This is a genomic window from Actinomadura latina NBRC 106108 (assembly GCF_001552195.1).
Lineage (GTDB): Bacteria > Actinomycetota > Actinomycetes > Streptosporangiales > Streptosporangiaceae > Spirillospora > Spirillospora latina.
The window spans coordinates 38,672-51,265 of record NZ_BCQS01000033.1 but is presented as its reverse complement, the minus strand read 5'-3'; the positions used below and the strand labels follow the sequence as shown (position 1 = coordinate 51,265).

11 protein-coding genes are annotated in these 12,594 nt (G+C 72.2%); 9 read left to right on the top strand and 2 right to left on the bottom strand.

The window, feature by feature from the left end; translation table 11 throughout:
• Positions 1-23: 23 nt before the first annotated feature.
• Together AL2_RS30935 and AL2_RS30930 are read right to left on the bottom strand one after the other, a co-directional pair.
• A complete protein-coding gene (locus tag AL2_RS30935) occupies positions 24-737 on the bottom strand; it encodes a (Fe-S)-binding protein (protein ID WP_067639913.1) in 714 nt (237 codons plus the stop codon).
• Positions 738-786: 49 nt separating this feature from the next.
• Positions 787-1,815, bottom strand: coding sequence for a LacI family DNA-binding transcriptional regulator (locus AL2_RS30930; protein WP_067639911.1), 1,029 nt, complete (start codon positions 1,813-1,815; stop codon positions 787-789).
• A 302-nt stretch (positions 1,816-2,117) separates the two neighbouring features.
• Between AL2_RS30930 and AL2_RS30925 the strand changes: the two genes are divergently transcribed.
• The 9 genes from AL2_RS30925 to AL2_RS30885 all read left to right on the top strand — a co-directional run bounded on the left by AL2_RS30925 (position 2,118) and on the right by AL2_RS30885 (position 12,591).
• Entirely contained in the window at positions 2,118-3,656 is a 1,539-nt protein-coding gene (locus AL2_RS30925; RefSeq protein WP_067639909.1) for a sugar ABC transporter ATP-binding protein, read from the top strand.
• Positions 3,656-4,762 carry an ABC transporter permease gene (locus AL2_RS30920; protein WP_067639908.1) on the top strand — a complete coding sequence of 369 codons (1,107 nt, stop codon included), beginning with the start codon at positions 3,656-3,658 and terminating at the stop codon, positions 4,760-4,762. Before AL2_RS30925 ends, AL2_RS30920 begins: the two co-directional genes overlap by 1 nt.
• Positions 4,759-5,754 (top strand): ABC transporter permease, encoded by a 996-nt coding sequence (locus AL2_RS30915; RefSeq protein WP_067639906.1) that lies wholly within the window; start codon positions 4,759-4,761, stop codon positions 5,752-5,754. Before AL2_RS30920 ends, AL2_RS30915 begins: the two co-directional genes overlap by 4 nt.
• A gap of 49 nt (positions 5,755-5,803) precedes the next feature.
• Positions 5,804-6,889, top strand: a complete 1,086-nt coding sequence (rhaS, locus tag AL2_RS30910; protein ID WP_067639904.1) for a rhamnose ABC transporter substrate-binding protein — start codon at positions 5,804-5,806, stop codon at positions 6,887-6,889.
• 4 nt (positions 6,890-6,893) lie between these two features.
• A complete protein-coding gene (locus AL2_RS30905; protein ID WP_067639902.1) occupies positions 6,894-7,211 on the top strand; it encodes an L-rhamnose mutarotase in 318 nt (105 codons plus the stop codon).
• 10 nt (positions 7,212-7,221) lie between these two features.
• Complete coding sequence (gene rhaI, locus AL2_RS30900; RefSeq protein WP_067639900.1) at positions 7,222-8,436, top strand: L-rhamnose isomerase; 1,215 nt, start codon at positions 7,222-7,224, stop codon at positions 8,434-8,436.
• A 21-nt stretch (positions 8,437-8,457) separates the two neighbouring features.
• The gene (locus tag AL2_RS30895) at positions 8,458-10,509 is read left to right on the top strand and encodes a bifunctional rhamnulose-1-phosphate aldolase/short-chain dehydrogenase (protein ID WP_067639898.1); all 2,052 of its coding nucleotides are present in this window, start codon (positions 8,458-8,460) and stop codon (positions 10,507-10,509) included.
• Positions 10,510-10,651: 142 nt separating this feature from the next.
• Complete coding sequence (locus tag AL2_RS30890; protein ID WP_067639896.1) at positions 10,652-12,082, top strand: L-fucose/L-arabinose isomerase family protein; 1,431 nt, start codon at positions 10,652-10,654, stop codon at positions 12,080-12,082.
• A gap of 32 nt (positions 12,083-12,114) precedes the next feature.
• Entirely contained in the window at positions 12,115-12,591 is a 477-nt protein-coding gene (locus tag AL2_RS30885) for a MarR family winged helix-turn-helix transcriptional regulator (protein ID WP_245667055.1), read from the top strand.
• Positions 12,592-12,594: the final 3 nt, after the last annotated feature.

Sequence of the window (12,594 nt, the reverse complement as noted above, 5' to 3'; positions counted from 1 at the left end):
CGCCCCCCGGTGCGCTTCGCTCGTCATGAGGGGTCCTCCTCGGTCGACGCGAGGATCTCGGCCAGGTGGATCGTCCGCACCCCCGCGCGGGTGCGGGTGAGGGCGCCGCCGATGTGCATCAGGCACGAGTTGTCCGCCGCGCACAGCACCTCGGCCCTCGTCTCCCGGACGGCGGTGATCTTGTCGGCGCACATCGCCGCCGACACCTCGGAGTTCTTCAGCGCGAACGTCCCGCCGAAGCCGCAGCACTCGGCCGCGTCCGGCAGGTCGGCCAGGTCGATGCCGCGGACCTCGCGCAGCAGCCGCAGCGGACGGTCGCCGACGTGCAGCATGCGCAGCGAGTGGCAGGTCGGATGGTAGGTGACGCGGTGCGGGAACCAGGCGCCGACGTCGGTGACGCCGAGGACGTCCACCAGGAACTCCGACAGCTCGTAGACGCGGGACGCGACCCCGGCGGTGCGCGGCGCCAGCTTCGGATGCCACTCGCGGACCATCGCCGCGCACGACGCGGACGGCGCCACGATCGCCTCGTACGGCTCGAACGTCTCCGCGAAACCCTTCACCAGGCGCAGCGCCTCCCGCCGGTACCCGGTGTTGAGGTGCATCTGGCCGCAGCACGTCTGCGACTCCGGGAACTCGACGTCGTGGCCGAGCCGCCGCAGCAGCCGCACCATCGCCTTCCCCGTCCCCGGATACATCGTGTCGTTGACGCAGGTGAGGAACAGCGCGACCTTCATGCGTGCCTCCTGTGGGGGGCGACCCCCCACAACCCCCGGTTCGCTTCGCTCATTGATTGCCTCCCGGGGAGCGGCTGGACTCGCGGACGACCAGCTCGGGCTGGAACATGACCTGCTGGTGGGCGTGCCCGCCCGACTCGTCGCACTCCTCCAGCAGCAGCTCGGTCGCGATCCGGCCGAGCTGGTAGGTCGGCTGCCGCACCGAGCTGAGGGGGACGGCGGCGGCCGCCGAGAACTCGATGTCGTCGTACCCGATCAGGGCCACGTCAGTCGGCACCTTGATCCCGGCCTGCAGCAGGACGCGCAGCACGCCGAGCGCGAGCAGGTCGTTCGCGCAGAAGATCGCGTCCGGCAGCGGCGGGCCCGCCTCCAGCAGCCGCCGCGCCGCCTCCTGCCCGGACCGCGCGTTCATCGCGCCGACCGCGACCTCGCGCATCGCCTCGCGGCCGAGCCCGGCGGCGCGCAGCGCCCGCAGCGCGCCCCTGCGGCGGTCGGCGCACTGCCGCAGCACCATCGGCCCGGTGACGAACGCGATCGTGCGGGTCCCGCCGGCCAGCAGCTCGCCGGCCGCCAGCTCGCCGCCCGCGACGTCGTCGACGGCGACCGAGCACTGGTTGGCGCGCGGCGTCGGATGGTCGAGCAGCACCACCGGGACGTTGCGCTCGCGCAGCCGGTCGGCGGCCTCGCCGTCTTCGCCGAACGGGGTCAGCAGCACGCCGCGGACCCGCTGCTCGGCGAACACCCGCAGGTTGCGCTGCTCCCGTTCCGCCGACTCGCCCGACGACGACAGCAGCACCGCGTAGCCGCGCTCGCTGGCGATGTCCTCCACGCCGCGCGCCACGTCGGTGAAGAAGGGGTTGGCGAGGTCGAGGACCATCAGCCCGATCGTGCTGCTGTGCCCGGCGCGCAGCGTGGACGCCGAGCCGTTGCGGACGAACCCCAGCTCGCGGATCGCCTTCTCGACGCGGACGCGGGTCGCCTCGGCCACCCGCTCGGGCCGGTTGAGCACGTTGGACACGGTGCCGGGCGAGACGCCGGCGTGCGCCGCGACCTGCTTGATGCCGACCGTCCTGCTCAATCTGTGTGCCCCCGGGTCCGTCCGCCGCCTGTGTCGCCGCTCACTCTGGGTCATGAAATTAAAACGTGTCAACCCCGGAGCCGGAAAGGCCGGCGGTCCGGCCAGGTCCGCCGGGTCCCGCCGCGGTGACTTCGGAAACTCTTCCGGCCCCTGCCCGGCGGGGCTTCCGCCGGTTCTGGCCGGGGCGGCGGGCGGGTTCCCTCTTGACGAGTGCTCCGGCTCACATCTAGCGTCCTCCGCAACATCAGGTTAAAACGTTTTTCATCCGAAGGAACCCGACGTCCCCCGCGAGGAGGGCCGCCATGAACGCACCCGGCCGGTCGTCGCCGCCGACATTGGCGCTGGTCAACGTGAGCAAGTCGTTCGGCGCCGTGCGCGCCCTCCAGGACGTCACGCTGGAGCTGCACCCCGGCGAGGTGCACGCCCTCGCCGGCGAGAACGGCGCCGGCAAGTCCACGGTCGTAAAAACGTTCGCAGGGGTGCACCGCCCCGACGCGGGCGAGGTGCGGGTGGACGGCGAGCCGGCGGCCTTCCACGGCCCCGCCGACGCGCAGGCCGCGGGCGTCGCCGTCATCTACCAGGAGCCCACGCTGTTCCCCGACCTGTCGGTCGCCGAGAACATCTTCATGGGGCGCCAGCCCCGTGCCGGGCTCGGCCGCATCGACCGCCGCACCATGCACGCCGAGACGGCGCGGCTGTTCGAGCGGCTCGGCGTCGCGCTGGACCCGCAGCAGCCCGCCCGCGGCCTGTCGATCGCCGACCAGCAGGTCGTCGAGATCGCCAAGGCCATCTCCCGGGACGCGCGGGTCCTCATCATGGACGAGCCCACCGCGGCGCTCACCGGCCAGGAGGTCGCCCGGCTGTTCGCGGTGACCCGCACGCTGCGCGAGCAGGGCTGCGCGGTGCTGTTCATCTCGCACCGCCTGGAGGAGATCTTCGAGCTGTGCCAGCGGGTCACGACGCTGCGCGACGGCATCTACATCGGCACCGACAGGGTCGCGGACATCACCCCCGACGACCTCGTCCGCCGGATGGTCGGCCGCGACCTCGACGCGCTCTACCCCAAGCAGGACGTGACGCCCGGCGAGGTCGCGCTTAAGGTGAGCCGGCTGACCCGCGAGGGCGCCTTCACCGACGTCTCCTTCGAGGTCCGCCGCGGCGAGATCGTCGCGCTGGCCGGGCTGGTCGGCGCCGGCCGCAGCGAGGTCGCCCGCGCGATCTTCGGGGTGGACCGCTGGGACGCCGGGGCCGTCGAGGTCGAGGGCCGCGCGCTGCCGGCCGGCAGCCCCACCGCCGCGATGTCGGCCGGGCTCGCGCTCGTCCCCGAGGACCGCCGCCAGCAGGGCCTCGTCATGGACATGTCCATCGAGCGGAACATGGGCCTCACCCAGCTGAAGGCGCTGCGCCGCGCGACCGGGCGCGGCGGGCTCATCTCCCGCAGGGTCGAGCGGGACCGCGCCGCCGACTGGGGGCTGCGGCTCCAGCTCAAGTACTCCAGGCTTTCCGACGCCGTCGGCGTCCTGTCGGGCGGCAACCAGCAGAAGGTCGTGCTCGCCAAGTGGCTCGCCACCGAGCCCGCCGTGCTGATCGTGGACGAGCCGACCCGCGGCATCGACGTCGGCACCAAGGCCGAGGTGCACCGGCTGCTGTCGGAGCTGGCCGCGCGGGACCTCGCGGTGCTGATGATCTCCTCCGACCTGCCGGAGGTGCTCGGCATGGCCGACCGCGTCCTCGTCATGCACGAGGGGCGGCTCACCGCCGAGATCGCCCGCGCGGACGCGACCGAGGAGAGCGTGATGGCCGCCGCGACCGGCCGCGCCGGGACCGGGAAGGCGGCCTGATGACCGGCGTACTCACCGAGACCCCGGCGCGGCCGGGCGGCGCGGGCGGACCGGCCGGCGGCGGCCGCCGCCTGGTCGAGCTGGTGCTGCGCGCCCGCGAGATGAGCATCCTCGGCGGCCTCGTCGTCCTGGTCGTCGCGACGACCGTCGCGAACCCGCGGTTCCTGTCCGGGCAGGGCGTCGAGGACATCTTCCTCAACGCCTCCATCCTGGTGCTGCTCGCCGTCGGGCAGACGGTGGTCGTCGTCACCCGCAACATCGACCTGTCGGTCGGGTCCGTCGTCGGGCTCGTCGCGTTCAGCGCCGGGAAGTTCGCCGCCGGCGGCGACCACGGCGTCGTGCTCGTCCTCCTCTTCGGGCTCGCGATCGGGCTGGCCTGCGGGCTGGTCAACGGACTGCTCGTCAGCTTCTGCCGCGTCCCGTCCCTCGTCGTCACCCTCGGCACCCTGTACGTGATCCAGGGGCTCGACTACCGCATCGCCCACGGGCAGCAGATCGGCGCCGCCGAGCTGCCGTCCTCGGTGCTGAGGCTCGGCAACGACGGGATCCTCGGCGTCCCCTACCTGCCGATCATCACGGTCGTGGCGATGCTCGCGGTCGGCTACTACCTGCGCTCCTACTCCTCCGGCCGCGAGTTCTACGCGATCGGGTCCAGCCCTGAGGCCGCGCGGCTCGCGGGCGTGCCCATCCGCCGCCGCGTCCTCACCGCCTACCTGGCCAGCGGCGCGCTCGCCGGCCTCGCCGGGGTGCTGTGGCTCGGCCGGTTCGGCACCGTCGTCGCCGACGCCGCGCACGGCTGGGAGCTGACGGTCGTCGCCGCGGTCGTCGTCGGCGGCGTCGCCATCACCGGCGGCGTCGGGACGGTGTACGGGGCGGCGCTCGGCGGCCTGCTGCTCACCACCATCGGCAGCGTGCTGGTGGTGCTCAAGGTCAACTCGTTCTGGCAGGACGCGATCACCGGCGTCCTGCTGCTGCTGGCCATCAGCGTCGACCGGCTGCTGGCGCTGCGCGTCACGCGGGCGCTGAAACAGCGGTCGCTGGAGTCCGCCGCGCACCGCGACACCGCTCCGGACTCGGTTCCGGGGAAGAAGGAGGGACGGTCATGAGCCGCCTCGGAGGGCTCGTGCGGTGGGAGACCGCCGTCACCTTCCTGCTGATCGTGGTGTTCGCGGGCGGCGCGGGGTTCTCGCCCGACTTCGCGAACAACGACAACCTGTCGTTCGCGCTCGACGATCTGTCGGAGATCGCGCTGATCGCGCTGCCGATGACGCTGCTCGTCGTGTGCGGCCAGGTCGACCTGTCGGTCGCCTCGATCCTCGGCCTGTGCAGCGCGCTGACCGGCAAGATGTGGGACGGCGGCATGGCCATCGAGACGATCATCCCGATCGTGCTCGTCGTCGGGGTCGCCTGCGGCCTGGTCAACGGGCTGCTCGTGACCAGGCTCGGGCTGCCGTCCCTCGCCGTGACGATCGGCACGATGACCCTCTACCGGGGGCTGGCGTACGTCACGCTCGGCACCGGGGCCATCTCCGAGTTCCCGTCCGCCTACACCGGCCTCGCCACCTCGTCCATCCCCGGCACGCCGATCCCGTACCCGATCGCGCTGTGCGTCGTGCTCGCGATCGCCACCGGCATCGTCCTGCACGCCACCGGCATCGGGCGGTCCCTGTTCGCGATCGGCGCGCAGGAGGACGCCGCCTACTTCGCCGGCATCCGGGTCAAGCGCATCAAGCTGATCCTTTTCACGGTCTCCGGCCTCGTCGCCGGGTTCGCCGGCATCGTCTACACGCTCCGCTACGGCAGCGCCCGCGCCGACAACGGGCTCGGCCTGGAGCTCACCGTCATCGCGGGGGTGCTGCTCGGCGGCATCGACTTCGACGGCGGCAAGGGCACCCTCGGCGGCGTCATCGCGGCCGTGCTGCTCATCGGCCTGCTCCGCAACCTGCTGATGCTCAACGACGTCTCCACCGAGGTCCAGTCGATCGTCACCGGGCTGCTGCTCATCGTCAGCGTCCTCACGCCGCGGCTGATCGCCGTGGTCCGCGAGACACGGGGCAGACGGCGGGGCGCGAGACCCGCGGTCCCCACCGCCCCCTGACACACGTCCCCCCGCCGCGTCCCCATCCCACCCCCGAAAGGCAATCGTGATGACCATTCGTCTGCGCGCCCCGCGCCGGCTGGCGGCCGTCGCCACGGCGAGCGTCCTGGCCCTCAGCATGGCCGCCTGCGGCGGCACCACCAAGAACGACTCCGACTCCGGGGACGCCAAGGCGGCCGGCGGCAATGCCACGGCGAACCCGAACGCGCCGCTGAAGAAGGGCCTGAAGCTGGCGTTCCTGCCGAAGCAGGTCAACAACCCCTACGAGACGATCGTCGACAACGCCGGGATCGAGGCGGCCAAGGGGTTCGGCGCGGAGGCCAAGGAGGTCGGCCCGTCCGACGCGTCGGCGTCCTCCCAGGTCTCCTACATCAACACGCTCATCCAGCAGCGGCACGACGCGATCCTGATCGCCGCCAACGACGAGAACGCGGTGTGCGGCCCGCTCAAGCAGGCGATGTCCAAGAACATCAAGATCGTCGCCTACGACTCCGACACCAACCCCGACTGCCGGGACGTGTTCATCAACCAGGCCAGCTCCGAGGAGATCGGCCGCAGCGAGGTCAAGCTCCTCGCCGAGCAGCTCGGCCACAAGGGCGAGATCGCGATCCTGTCGGCGACGGCGAACGCCACGAACCAGAACACCTGGATCAAGTTCATGCAGGACGAGCTGAAGAAGCCCGAGTACGCCGGGATGAAGCTCGTCAAGATCGCCTACGGCGACGACGACGACCAGAAGTCGTTCCAGCAGACGCAGGGCCTGCTGCAGGCGTACCCGAACCTCAAGGGCATCATCTCGCCGACCACGGTCGGCATCGCCGCCGCGGCGCGCTACATCTCCGGTTCCAAGTACAAGGGGAAGGTCGCGCTGACCGGCCTCGGCACCCCGGACCAGATGCGCAAGTTCGTGAAGGACGGCACGGTCGAGGAGTTCGAGCTGTGGGACCCCAAGAACCTCGGCTACCTCGCGGCCTACGCGGCGGCGGCGCTGTCGTCCGGCCAGATCACCGGCGCGGAGGGCGAGAAGTTCAAGGCCGGCAAGCTCGGCGAGCGCACGATCGGCGCCAACGGCGAGGTCATCCTCGGCCCGCCCACGGTCTTCGACGGCAAGAACATCGACGAGTACCACTTCTGACCGCATGAAGCGTGCGTGCTTCCTGCTGAAGGTCAGGCAGGACCGCCTGGAGGAGTACAAGCTGCGCCACCAGGCGGTCTGGCCCGACATGCTCGCCGCGCTGCGCGACACCGGCTGGCACAACTACTCGCTGTTCCTGCGGGAGGACGGCCTCCTCGTCGGCTACCTGGAGACCGACGACTTCGAGGCCGCCCAGGAGGCGATGGCCCGCACCGGGGTCAACGCCCGGTGGCAGGCGGAGATGGCGCAGTACTTCGAGGACCTCGACGGCCGCCCCGACGAGGGCATGCGGCCGCTCACCGAGGTCTTCCACCTGGATTGAGAGGTAACCCGTGAACGACACCAGCGCGGTGAAGGACGCCCTCCGCCGCCAGCAGATCGAGACTCCCTCGTGGGCGTACGGGAACTCGGGGACCCGGTTCAAGGTCTTCGCCCAGCGGGGCGTGCCGCGCACCCCGCAGGAGAAGATCGACGACGCCGCGCAGGTGCACCGCTTCACCGGCGTCGCGCCCAGCGTGGCGGTCCACATCCCCTGGGACAAGGTGGACGACTACGCCGCGCTGGCCGCGCACGCCAAGGAGCGGGGCGTGCGGATCGGCGCGGTGAACACCAACGTGTTCCAGGACGACGACTACATGCTCGGCAGCGTCACCAACCCCGACCCCGCCGTCCGCCGCAAGGCCCTCGACCATCTGCTCGAAGCGGTCGACATCATGGACCTCACGGGGTCCCGCGACCTGAAGCTGTGGTTCTCCGACGGGACGAACTACCCGGGGCAGGACGACATCCGCACCCGCCAGGACCGGATGGCCGAGGCCCTCGCCGCCGTCTACGAGCGGCTCGGCGACGACCAGCGGTTCCTGCTGGAGTACAAGCTGTTCGAGCCCGCGTTCTACATGACCGACGTGCCGGACTGGGGCGCCTCCTACGCGCACTGCGTCAAGCTCGGCCCGAAGGCGCAGGTCGTGGTGGACACCGGGCACCACGCGCCCGGCACCAACATCGAGTTCATCGTGGCGTTCCTGCTGCGCGAGGGGAAGCTCGGCGGGTTCGACTTCAACTCCCGCTTCTACGCCGACGACGACCTGATGGTGGGCTCCGCCGACCCGTTCCAGCTGTTCCGGATCATGTACGAAGTGGTGCGCGGGGGCGGCTACGACGCGTACACCGGTGGGGGGGCGACCCCCCACACCCCCCGGCAGGAGCGCGGGGAGACGGGCGTGGCGTTCATGCTCGACCAGTGCCACAACATCGAGCCGAAGATCCAGGGCCAGATCCGCTCGGTGATGAACGTGCAGGAGGCCACCGCGAAGGCGCTGCTCGTGGACGCGGACGCGCTGCGGGCCGCGCAGCGGTCGGGTGACGTCCTCGAAGCGAACGCGGTCTTCATGGACGCCTACAACACCGACGTCCGGCCGCTGCTCGCCGAGCTGCGCGAGGAGATGGGCCTGCACCCGGACCCGGTCGCGGCCTACAAGGCGTCCGGCTACTACGAGCGGATCGCCGAGGAGCGCAGGGACGGCCAGGCCGCCGGCTGGGGCGCCTGACACGTGAAGGAGACGAAACCGATGACTTCTGCCCCGCCCGAGGTGGAGCGGCTGCTGGAACGCGCCAACACCCTCGGCTCGGACCCGCGCAACACCAACTACGCGGGCGGCAACGCGTCCGCGAAGGGCACCGTCACCGACCCCGTCACGGCCCGCGACGTCGAGCTGATGTGGGTGAAGGGCTCCGGTGGCGACCTCGGCACCCTCACCGAGAAGGGCCTGGCCGTCCTGCGGCTGGACCGGATGCGCGCCCTCGCGGACGTCTATCCGGGCGTCGAGCGCGAGGACGAGATGGTCGCCGCGTTCGACTACTGCCTGCACGGCAGGGGCGGCGCGGCGCCGTCCATCGACACCGCCATGCACGGTCTCGTGGAGGCCGCGCACGTCGACCACCTGCATCCCGACTCCGGCATCGCGATCGCGACGGCCGCCGACGGGGCGGAGCTGACGCGGCGGATCTTCGGCGACCGGGTCGCGTGGGTGCCGTGGCGGCGGCCCGGCTTCCAGCTCGGCCTCGACATCGCCGCGATCAAGAAGGCGAACCCGCGGGCGATCGGGGTGATCCTCGGCGGGCACGGCATCACCGCGTGGGGCGGCACGAGCGAGGAGTGCGCGGCCAACTCGCTCGACATCATCCGCACCGCCGAGCAGTACATCGCCGCGCACGGCAGACCCGACCCGTTCGGCGAGGTGATCCATCCGGCGCTGCCCGGGGACGCGCGGCGCGCCCGCGCGGCGGCGCTGTTCCCGCTGCTCCGGGGGCTGGCGTCCACGGACCGGCCGCAGGTCGGGCACTACACCGGCGGCGAGACCGTCCTCGACTTCGTCTCCCGCGCCGAGCACCCGCGGCTCGCCGCGCTCGGCACGTCCTGCCCGGACCACTTCCTGCGCACCAAGGTCGCGCCGATGGTCCTGGACCTGCCGCCGGACGCACCGCTCGATGACGTCAAGGCCCGGCTGACGGAGCTGCACGCCGCCTACCGCGAGGAGTACGCGGCCTACTACGACCGGCACGCCACCGCCGGCTCGCCGCCGATGCGCGGCGCGGACCCGGCGATCGTGCTGGTCCCCGGCGTCGGCATGTTCTCCTTCGGCGCCGACAAGCAGACCGCCCGCGTCGCGGGCGAGTTCTACGTCAACGCGATCAACGTGATGCGCGGCGCGGAGGCGCTGTCGTCGTACGCGCCGATCGACGAGGCGGAGAAGTTCCGCATCGAGTACTGGGAGCTGGAGGAGGCCAAGCTCCGCCGCAGGCCGGCGCCGAAGCCGCTCGCCGCGCGGGTCGCGCTGGTCACCGGCGGCGGCTCGGGCATCGGCGCCGCCACCGCGCGCCGGCTCGCCGCCGAGGGCGCCTGCGTCGTCGTCGCCGACCGGGACGCGGCCGCCGCCGGGAAGGTCGCGGCGGAGATCGGCGCGGACGCCCTGCGCCCCTCGGACGCCGCCGTCGCGGCCGCCGCCGACGTCACCTCCGAGGACGAGATCGCCAACGCCGTCCGGGACGCGGTCCTGGCGTTCGGCGGCGTCGACCTCGTCGTCAACAACGCCGGCCTGTCGATCTCCAAGCCGCTGCTGGAGACGACCGCCGCCGACTGGGACCTGCAGCACGACGTCATGGCGCGCGGCTCGTTCCTGGTGTCCCGCGAGACCGCCCGCGTGATGGTCGAGCAGGGGATGGGCGGCGACATCGTCTACATCGCGTCCAAGAACGGGGTGTTCGCCGGGCCGAACAACATCGCCTACGGCGCGACCAAGGCCGACCAGGCGCACCAGGTGCGGCTGCTGGCCGCCGAACTGGGCGGGCACGGCATCCGCGTCAACGGCGTCAACCCCGACGGGGTCGTGCGCGGCTCTGGGATCTTCGCGGGCGGCTGGGGGGCCGAGCGCGCCGCCGTCTACGGCGTGGAGGAGGAGAAGCTCGGCGAGTTCTACGCCCAGCGGACGCTCCTCAAACGCGAGGTCCTGCCCGAGCACGTCGCCGCCGCCGTCTTCGCTCTCACCGGCGGGGACCTGACCCGCACCACCGGACTGCACATCCCCGTCGACGCGGGCGTCGCCGCCGCGTTCCTGCGCTGACGGGGGGCATCCCCGGACAGAGGACGGCCGGCCGCCCGGACCGTGCGGCGGCGCTCACACACGCCCGCCGCACCGTCCCCACCCGGACCGCCGGCCGTCCCACAGGGCCCGCTCGACCAAAAGGAACCCGAAAGGGACAACGATGGACCAGACCGAGAAGTTCGCAGAACACAGCACGCCCGTGAAGGTCGGTCTCGTCGCCGGGGGCCTCGGCGCGTACTGGCCGCAGTTCCCCGACCTGCTCCCGCAGCTGAAGCGGTCCGCCGAGCGCGTCTCCGAGCGGATGCGCGGGCTCGGCGCCGAGGTCGTCGACGCGGGCTTCATCTCCGACGCGCAGGAGGGCGCGGCGGCGGCCGAGAAGCTGCGCGCCGCCGGCTGCGACATCATCGTCGGCTTCCTCACCACCTACATGACCGCGTCGATGCTGGTCCCGGTCGCGCAGCGGGCGGACGCACCCGTCCTGCTGATCAACCTGCAGCCGACCGAGTCGATGGACCACGCCGCCTTCGACACCGGGCAGTGGCTCGCCTACTGCGGAGCCTGCCCGCTGCCGGAGATGGCGAACGCGTTCGAGCGCTGCGGCGTCCCGTTCCGCTCCGTCTCCGGCCACCTGGAGGACGAGCGGGCCTGGGCGAAGATCGGCCGCTGGGTCCGCGCCGCCGGGGTCCGCGCGGTCCTGCGCCGCGGCCGGCACGGCCTCATGGGCCACCTCTACCCCGGCATGCTGGACGTCTCCACCGACCTGACCCTCGTCAGCGCCAACTTCGGCGGGCACGTCGAGGTGCTGGAGTTCGACGACCTGCGCGTCCGGGTGGAGAAGGTCACGGACGCCGAGACGGCCGCGAAGAAGGCCGAGGCGGAGAAGATCTTCGAGCTGGACGACTCCGTCGACGACGACGACCTGACCTGGGCGGCCCGCGTCGCCGCCGGTCTCGACCGCCTCACCGAGGACTTCCGGCTCGACAGCCTCGCCTACTACCACCGGGGCCTGGACGGCGAGATCCACGAGCGCCTCGGCGCCGGCATGATCCTCGGCGCCTCGCTGCTCACCGCGCGGGGCGTCCCGGCGGCCGGCGAGTACGAGCTGCGCACGTCCCTCGCCATGCTGATCGCCGACCGGCTCGGCGCGGGCGGCTCCTTCACCGAGCTGCAGGCCCTGGACTTCCGCCGCGGCCACGTCGAGATGGGCCACGACGGGCCCGCGCACCTGGCGATCAGCGCCCGCCGCCCGCTGCTGCGCGGCCTCGGCGTCTACCACGGCAAGCGCGGCTACGGCGTGTCCGTGGAGTTCGACGTCGAGCACGGCCCGGTCACCGCGTTCGGGATCGTCCAGCGCCGCGACGGCCGCTTCGCGTTCGTCGCGTCCGAGGGCGAGACCGTGGACGGCCCGCTGCTGCGGATCGGCAACACCACGTCCTGCGTCGACTTCGGCTGCGACCCGGGCGAGTGGACCGACGCCTGGAGCGCCACCGGCATCTCCCACCACTGGGCTCTCGGCACCGGCCATCTGGCCGCCGACCTGAAGTCCCTCGCCGACCTCATGGAGGTCGACCTGGTGCGGGTCAATCCCTGACGGGCCGGCGCGCCGCTGTATAGTCAATGTCCGTGACTAATGCGCGGGACGGCGAGGGGCACGAGCCCGACCTCGGGATGCTGGCGGGCCGGCTGACGCGGGCGCTGCAGGAGGAGCTGTTCCATCGCCTGGCCGAGGAGGGCCACCCGGACGTCCGGCCCCGGCACGGCACCGTGCTGGCCTTCCTCGACGCCGGCGGGGCGCGCGCGACCGAGCTGTCGGCCCGCTCCGGCCAGCACAAGCAGATCGTCGGCACCATCGTGGACGAGCTGGCCGCGCTCGGCTACGTCCGCCGCGAACCCGACCCGGCCGACCGCCGCGCCAAGCGGGTCGTCCCCACCGAACACGGCCTCGACGAGATCGCCAAGGCCCGCGCCATCCTCGCCGCCATCGAGGACCGCCACCGGCGGGCCCTCGGCGACGAGCACTACACCGCCTTCAAGGACGCCTTCCAGCAGGTCGCCCGCGACCAGAGCGCCTGGCGCGGCGGCGGCCGTCCGGCGCGGTAGCGC

Bases quoted from the DNA above. Each gene is read 5' to 3' on its own strand.
- AL2_RS30935 (WP_067639913.1), bottom strand. From the start codon at position 737: ATGAAGGTCGCGCTGTTCCTCACCTGCGTCAACGACACGATGTATCCG.
- AL2_RS30925 (WP_067639909.1), top strand. From the start codon at position 2,118: ATGAACGCACCCGGCCGGTCGTCGCCGCCGACATTGGCGCTGGTCAAC.
- AL2_RS30920 (WP_067639908.1), top strand. From the start codon at position 3,656: ATGACCGGCGTACTCACCGAGACCCCGGCGCGGCCGGGCGGCGCGGGC.
- AL2_RS30915 (WP_067639906.1), top strand. From the start codon at position 4,759: ATGAGCCGCCTCGGAGGGCTCGTGCGGTGGGAGACCGCCGTCACCTTC.
- rhaS (WP_067639904.1), top strand. From the start codon at position 5,804: ATGACCATTCGTCTGCGCGCCCCGCGCCGGCTGGCGGCCGTCGCCACG.
- AL2_RS30905 (WP_067639902.1), top strand. From the start codon at position 6,894: ATGAAGCGTGCGTGCTTCCTGCTGAAGGTCAGGCAGGACCGCCTGGAG.
- AL2_RS30895 (WP_067639898.1), top strand. From the start codon at position 8,458: ATGACTTCTGCCCCGCCCGAGGTGGAGCGGCTGCTGGAACGCGCCAAC.
- AL2_RS30890 (WP_067639896.1), top strand. From the start codon at position 10,652: ATGGACCAGACCGAGAAGTTCGCAGAACACAGCACGCCCGTGAAGGTC.